Here is a 6462-nt window from a genome sequence, read left to right on the forward strand (position 1 = left end):
CGCGAACAGGTCCACGGCGAGCATGGCGACGATGCCGCCGAGCACGGCCAACCACAACCACAACGGGACATCCATGCGGAGACTCCTGCCTCGGTCGGTACTGCTGACCTGAGGTCTCTCCCGGCACCTCGGCGCGGTCGCCGGGCGCCCGCTACGCCGAGTCCCTCCGGCGGGACCGTACTGACGGCAGAAGCGTCGCTGGGGATACTCCCCTCCTGCACACGAGTGAAGCACACTTCAGCTATCGACGTCGAGGGACCACGGCGAAAGGGGAACACATGCCTGAGGACCGCCGTCGGTCCTGGACGTTCCTGACCAACCACGGCCACGTGCTGCTAGCTGTGATGACCAGGCACGTTGGTCGAGGACCTGCGATCACAGCGTCTGACGTGTAGATGGGCGAAGGCCTCCCGGTGTGGAGTGGAGCTGTTGAGGAACCGCTCCGCCACCAGAGGAGGCCTTCGTGGCCCACGCTACCCATGTCAACGCTGCCCTGACGCCTCGTGCGCGACTCCGTCTTGGTCAGCTGGTGATCGACCACGGCTGGCCCCCCGCCCGCGCAGCCGAGCGTTACGACGTCTCGTGGCGCACCGCGCAGAAGTGGGCCGAGCGCTACCGCGACGAGGGGCCCGCGGGGATGTTCGACCGTTCCTCGGCGCCGCATCGTCAGCCGAACCGGACGCCGGCCCCGGTGGTCCGCAAGATCGTGCACCTGCGGTGGAAGCAGCGGCTGGGACCGGTAGAGATCGGCGACCGGCTCGGCATGGCCTCCTCGACCGTGCATGCGGTCCTGGTTCGCTGCCGGATCAACCGGCTCACCCACATCGACCGCGCGACCGGCGAGGCGATCAGACGCTACGAGCACGAGCGCCCCGGCGACCTGATCCACGTCGACGTGAAGAAGCTCGGCAGGGTCCCCGATGGTGGCGGGTGGCGCTACACCGGCCGGGAACAGGGGTTCAGGAACCGCGCGAGGACCGTGGCCCGCACCGGTGCACCCAGGAGCAAGTACCGCCAGCCGTTGATCGGCACGTGCTACCTGCACACCGTCATCGACGACCACTCCCGGGTCGCCTACGTCGAGGCGCGCGACGACGAGACCAAGGAGACCTCGGTCGCCGTGCTGCGCAACGCCGTCGCCTGGTTCGCTGAACGAGGTGTCACCGTGCACCGGGTGCTCAGCGACAACGGCGGCGCCTACCGCTCCTTCCTGTGGCGCGACACCTGCGCCGAGCTGGGCATCACGCCGAAGAAGACACGGCCCTACCGCCCACAGACCAACGGCAAGATCGAGCGCTTCCACCGAACACTCACCGAGGGCTGGGCATTCAAGAAGTTCTACAACTCCGAGTCAGCTCGGCTCGCGGCTCTGCCAGCATGGGTCCACCAGTACAACCACCACCGGCCCCACTCAGCGGTCGGGAAGGCGCCACCCATCACCAGGTTGAACAACCTGGCAGGGCATCACAGCTAGGGCGTGTCTCCTAAGTTGAGCGTGGTGGGGCTGATTTGCTGCGGATATGTCTCGCGATCGAGTGCTGACCGACGCTCAGTGGGAGCGGATTGAGGCGTTGATGCCGTCCTCGGACGGCGTGAGATCGCGGCCCTTCCGCGATCACCGCCAGGTCGTGGAAGGGGTGATCTACCGGTTCCGGACTGGGGTCGCGTGGCGTGATCTGCCCGCCTCGTTCGGCCCGTGGCAGACCGTGTGGAAGCGGCACCACCGGTTCAGCACCGATGGCACGTGGGACAAGATCCACGCCCGGCTGCTCGCCGAAGCGCAGGCCGCGGGAGACATCGACTGGATGGTCAGCGTGGACTCCACCGTCAACCGGGCCCATCAGCACGCGACCAACGCCAGTCGGGTGGAGGAGCCCGCCGGCCGTCGTCCGGTGCGCCACACAGGGGGCTGAGCCGAGTTACAAGAACCCGTGGGAAGAACCGCCCGATCATGCGATCGGACGCTCCCGGGGCGGCCTGTCCACCAAGATTCACCAGCTCGTCGACGGCCGCGGTAGACCGCTGGTCATCGCGCTGACACCCGGGCAGGCCGGCGACTCCCCGATGCTGCAGCCGCTGCTGGCTCAACTCGCGGTGCGCCGACTGGGGCCAGGCCGACCACGCACCCGCCCCACAGCGCTGATCGGCGACAAGGCCTACTCCTCTCGCGCCACCAGGACCATGCTTCGCGAGCGCGGTATCACCGCGGTGATCCCGCAACCGTCTGACCAGGTCAGACATCGCGCTCGCCGCGGCTCGGCCGGTGGCCGACCACCGGCCTTCGACCCGATCACCTACAAGGGCCGCAACGTCATCGAGCGCTCGTTCAACGACCACAAGCAATGGCGTGGCATCGCCACCCGCTACGACAGGCTCGCCACCGTCTACCGAGGAGCCGTCGTCCTCCGGGCCATCACCATGTGGCTAACGACTTAGGAGACGCGCCCTAGGTGGGCCGCACCGGCTATGCCGAGGACCTTGCCGACAACGAGCCCGGCGACGATCGCCCACGCGAGACGGCTGCCCACCGCTTCTCCGAGCACGCCGCCGCCGAGGTCCACCCCGGCGTTGGCGAGGGCGAACAGCGGGACGATGACGTAGGCGGTGACCGGGTGCAGCCGGTGCTCGACCGCGACAAGGACCTCCCGCCCGTCGACCGGCCGGGCCGGAACCAGCAGTCCGAGGGCAACCCCCGCGATGGTCGCGTGCACCCCCGAGTTGAAGACAGCGACCCAGGCGACACCGGCGAGCGGGACCTGGATCCACCACCGGGCCAGGCCGGCGCGCCAGGCTGCGGTGACCAATGCCAGAGTGAGCGCGGCGGCGCCGAGCCAGCCCAGGGCGATGTCGTCGGAGTAGAACACCGCGATGACCGTGATGGCGATGATGTCGTCGACGATCGCGACGGACAGCAGGAAGAGCTTCGCGCTCGCCGGCACGCGGTCGCCCAGCAGCGCCATGATGCCGACCGCGAAGGCGATGCGGTCGCCATCGGGATGCCCCATCCCGCCCGCGCCGGCCCGCCGCCGACCACGGCGAGGAACAGCGCAGCCGGGAGAAGCACACCGCCGAGCGCGGCCACGGCGGGCAGGGCTGCCGCGCGCCGGTCGCGCAACTCCCCAACAACGAGTTCGCGCTTGATCTCCAAGCCGACGACGAAGAAGAACAGCGCCATGAGCAGGTCGTTGACCCAGTGCTGCAGGTCCTCAGTGATCGCGAAGGGCGCGGCGCCGATGGTCAGCTCCCGGTGCCAAAAGGAGTCGTAACCCTCGCCCGCCGCGCTGTTGGCCCAGATAAGGGCGGCCGCGGTGGCCACTAGGAGGACCAGGCCGCCGGAAGCCTCAGCGTGCAGGAACCTCTGCACCGGCGAGAGAATCCGCGTGAACCGTCCGCCGTCCCCTTCGACGCCCACCTAGCCTTCTCCCGTCCTGCCGTTCCCGTTTACGACAAGAACCCCGCGAGGTTCCCGCGACCGGGGTCGGAATCTCAACCGCCCGAACTCCGCGGGGAGGTCTCCCGCTCATCCTTGCCGAGGGACCGCGGGATCCCGCCGGGATGCGCCACGTGCCCGGTCTGGTGCTCGGGGACCCCAACACGTGACCGCAAGGGACAGCAAGGTGGGAATCTCCCGCGTGCCCGGGCCATACCCCGTGTGCACATTGGAGAACCAGGTTGACGCCGATGAAGCCCAGGATGGCGGCCAGTCCGTAGCCCAGGTGCACCCGCCTGCCGAGCGCGCCCCCGAGGACGAAGTACAGCGCCTGAAGCAAGCGTTGGTGGCGATCACCAGGAATGGGTCACCGATGATGTCGTACACGCCCGGATTGCAGAGATCGCGGCGCGGGTCCCGCATCATCGAACGGCCAGATGCTCACCCCCATGGGATCCTCGTCGTCTCAAAGGGAATGGTCGAGCGGGCCGATGACCGGCTGCACTGGGTCCGCCGCGTGACCTTGCCGAAGAGCACGGCCAATGCCGAACCGCGGCTTGCCGCCCAGGTCCTGGCCACCCTGCGCAACACCGCACATCAGCCTCCACCGACGCACCGACGCACCGACGCACCGACGCACCGACGCACCGACGCACCGACGCACCGACGCACCGACGCACCGACGCACCGGAGCGACCAGCATCGCCACTGCCTGGCGAGCGACCACCTAGTGCCGCGGCTGCGAACCTTCGCCTCGCTTCGCGACACACCGGCCGGCGTTCCTGACTGAGGTCCCGAGCGGGTGGACCGTTGCGCTCGTCTGATCCTGTCTTCCCCGCAGGAGATGCGAGATGGTGCATCGGGTGCAGGTCCGTCCGATCAGCAACGACGAGGGCAACAAGCTGTTGCGAACGGTTCGCCGCAGCAGCGGGTCGGTGGTGACCTGGCGAAGAGCCCAGATGGTGCTGCTCTCAGCCCAGGGCATGGCCGTGCAGCAAATCGCCGAGGTCACGTTCACCAGCCCCGACCGGGTGCGCGACGTGGTCCACAACTTCAACGCCGACGGCTTCGACTCGCTGAAACCCAAGTACGCCGGCGGGCGGCCACCGAAGTTCGATCTGGCTCAGCGGCAGGAGATCAAGAAGGCCGCGCTGAGCCGGCCGGCCGATCACGGCTTGCCGTTCTCCACCTGGAGCCTGTCGAAGCTGGCGGACTTCCTGGTCGCCGAGGGGGTGGTCGACGACATCTCCCACGAGGGACTCCGAGTGCTGCTGCGCGAGGAGGGCGTCTCCTTTCCAAGCCGTGAAGACCTGGAAGACCAGCACCGACCCTGACTACGAGGCCAAGAAGAACCGGGTGCTGGAGCTCTACGCGATCGCCGACGGGCACCGCCGCCCCGGCCCCGGCGATCCGACCGTGGTCATTTGCGTGGACGAGTTCGGGCCGCTGAACCTGCAGCCCCACCCCGGCAAGCAGTGGGCCCCGGTCGCCAGCGGCATCGGTGAGCAGCAGCGGCCGCGCCGCCGGCGTCGTCGGGCCACCTACACCCGGCCGCACGGGGTGCGGCATCTGCTGGCCGGCTACGACCTGTCCACCGACCGGCTCTACGGACACATCAAGTCCCGCAAGGGCCGCACCGAGTTCCTGACCTTCTGCCGCTACCTGCGCTCGCTGCACCCAGCGGACGTACGGATCGCGATCGTGCTGGACAACTTCAGCCCGCACCTGTCCACCAAGACCGACCGCCGAGTCGGCGAGTGGGCCGCGGCGAACAATGTCGAGCTGGCCTACGTGCCGTTCTACGGCTCCTGGCTCAACCGGATCGAGGCCCAGTTCACCGCGCTGCGCTACTTCGCCCTCGACGGCACCGACCACGACTCCCACCGCGAGCAGGCCAGCATGATCCGCCGCTACATCACCTGGCGGAACCGGCACGTCACCGACCCCAAGCTCCGCAAGGTCATCCGCCGAGCCGAGACCATCAAGAGGGCGAAGGTTGCCTGACCCGGCACTAGCTAGCGCCGGATCCGTCTGGCGACCTTGATCACAAAACGAAGAGACCAACCTTTCCGAGCCCCTGCCGCGGGTTGCCGCTGAAGGCCTGTCGGCGCGGCGTGACTACTTCAGCCCGCGCCGGATCCGGCCCGCGGAAAGACCGACGAGCCTGGCAACCACCATCGCGATGTAGAAGAGGCCGGCCAGCTGCTCGAGCATCACCACGCTCCTCGCGTGATCCTTCACCGGGACGATGTCCGACAGCCCCGTCCCGGACAGCGTCGAGAAGGACAAGAACAGCAGCTCCGTCCAGGACCGCGGCTCGTTCGGTGCCACTGCGGCGATGAAGCTGCCGGGGTCGAGGGCCTGCACCACGACGAAGGTGTGCGCGAACGCCCAGGCGAGCAGGGTGAAGACCGCGCCGATGGCGAACAGCTCGTCCGTGGTGACCACCTCGTCGGCGAGCATGTAGGCCAGCATGCTGGCGGCTGCGTAGAAGTACAGCACCGCCTCGAACCCGGAGCTCCAGGCATTGAGCCCAGGGCTGCTCACAAAGACCTGCGCCACGAGCAGCACCGTCGCCGGCGCCGCCACCAGGAGCACGACCCACGACAGCATCGGGGTCGCGCGGACGGCGATCACCACCAGCCCCAGGACCAGGAAGCCGAAGATCGCCAGCAGCGCCCCGCCGGCGACGCTGTCCTCCAGGAACGGGTAGAGGAGGACTCCCAGGATCTGTGCACCCAGCAGCGTCGCGCACGGCGTATCGCGGACGAAGCGGATCACTCGCATTGACGGAGGCTAGCCAGCGAGGTCTTCGCCTCCACGGAGAACGGGCCTCACCGGTGGTGGCGGCTGCTGTGCCCCGCCGCCACGAGAGGTCGGACGCCCGGCGATCCGGCCCGGGTCACCGCCGTTCGCCGGAGTCCGGACCTCGGTCGGTGTCCGCCGTCGCCTGCCGCTGCGACGCACGACCCCAGACCGGCTGGAGCGCGGCGATCTCCTCGTCGGTCGCGACGCGGAACGGGGGCGTGACC

At 68.7% G+C, this 6462-nt stretch carries 5 protein-coding genes and 2 pseudogenes; 5 read left to right on the top strand and 2 right to left on the bottom strand.

The genetic code is table 11. From position 1 onward, the window contains the following. Window positions 1-463 precede the first annotated feature (463 nt). Complete coding sequence (locus tag E9529_RS20680) at window positions 464-1474, top strand: IS481 family transposase (RefSeq protein ID WP_142023917.1); 1011 nt, start codon at window positions 464-466, stop codon at window positions 1472-1474. Between the two features lie 46 nt (window positions 1475-1520). Further along, a pseudogene (locus tag E9529_RS20685) lies at window positions 1521-2436 on the top strand (IS5 family transposase). On the opposite strand, the pseudogene nhaA reads toward E9529_RS20685, so the two are convergent. Then, window positions 2433-3412 (bottom strand): annotated as a pseudogene (gene nhaA, locus E9529_RS23010) (Na+/H+ antiporter NhaA). The pseudogenes E9529_RS20685 and nhaA overlap by 4 nt on opposite strands. Before the next feature lie 205 nt (window positions 3413-3617). Here nhaA and E9529_RS20695 point away from each other — a divergent pair. The 3 genes from E9529_RS20695 to E9529_RS20705 all read left to right on the top strand — a co-directional run bounded on the left by E9529_RS20695 (window position 3618) and on the right by E9529_RS20705 (window position 5434). Continuing rightward, complete coding sequence (locus tag E9529_RS20695) at window positions 3618-4220, top strand: hypothetical protein (protein WP_236833154.1); 603 nt, start codon at window positions 3618-3620, stop codon at window positions 4218-4220. Between the two features lie 61 nt (window positions 4221-4281). After that, the gene (locus tag E9529_RS20700) at window positions 4282-4764 is read left to right on the top strand and encodes a helix-turn-helix domain-containing protein (RefSeq protein WP_236833155.1); all 483 of its coding nucleotides are present in this window, start codon (window positions 4282-4284) and stop codon (window positions 4762-4764) included. Next, window positions 4733-5434, top strand: a complete 702-nt coding sequence (locus tag E9529_RS20705) for a transposase (protein WP_236833156.1) — start codon at window positions 4733-4735, stop codon at window positions 5432-5434. The genes E9529_RS20700 and E9529_RS20705 overlap by 32 nt, the downstream gene beginning before the upstream one ends. A 114-nt stretch (window positions 5435-5548) precedes the next feature. Here the strand turns inward: E9529_RS20705 and E9529_RS20710 are convergent, their stop codons facing one another. Further along, on the bottom strand, window positions 5549-6217 hold the full coding sequence (locus tag E9529_RS20710) for an ion channel (protein WP_113813087.1): 669 nt from the start codon (window positions 6215-6217) through the stop codon (window positions 5549-5551). Window positions 6218-6462 lie beyond the last annotated feature (245 nt).

The sequence above is a fragment of the Blastococcus sp. KM273128 genome, from assembly GCF_021698975.1.
In the GTDB taxonomy this organism is placed as follows: domain Bacteria; phylum Actinomycetota; class Actinomycetes; order Mycobacteriales; family Geodermatophilaceae; genus Blastococcus.

Bases quoted from the DNA above. Each gene is read 5' to 3' on its own strand.
- E9529_RS20700 (WP_236833155.1), top strand. From the start codon at position 4,282: ATGGTGCATCGGGTGCAGGTCCGTCCGATCAGCAACGACGAGGGCAAC.
- E9529_RS20710 (WP_113813087.1), bottom strand. From the start codon at position 6,217: ATGCGAGTGATCCGCTTCGTCCGCGATACGCCGTGCGCGACGCTGCTG.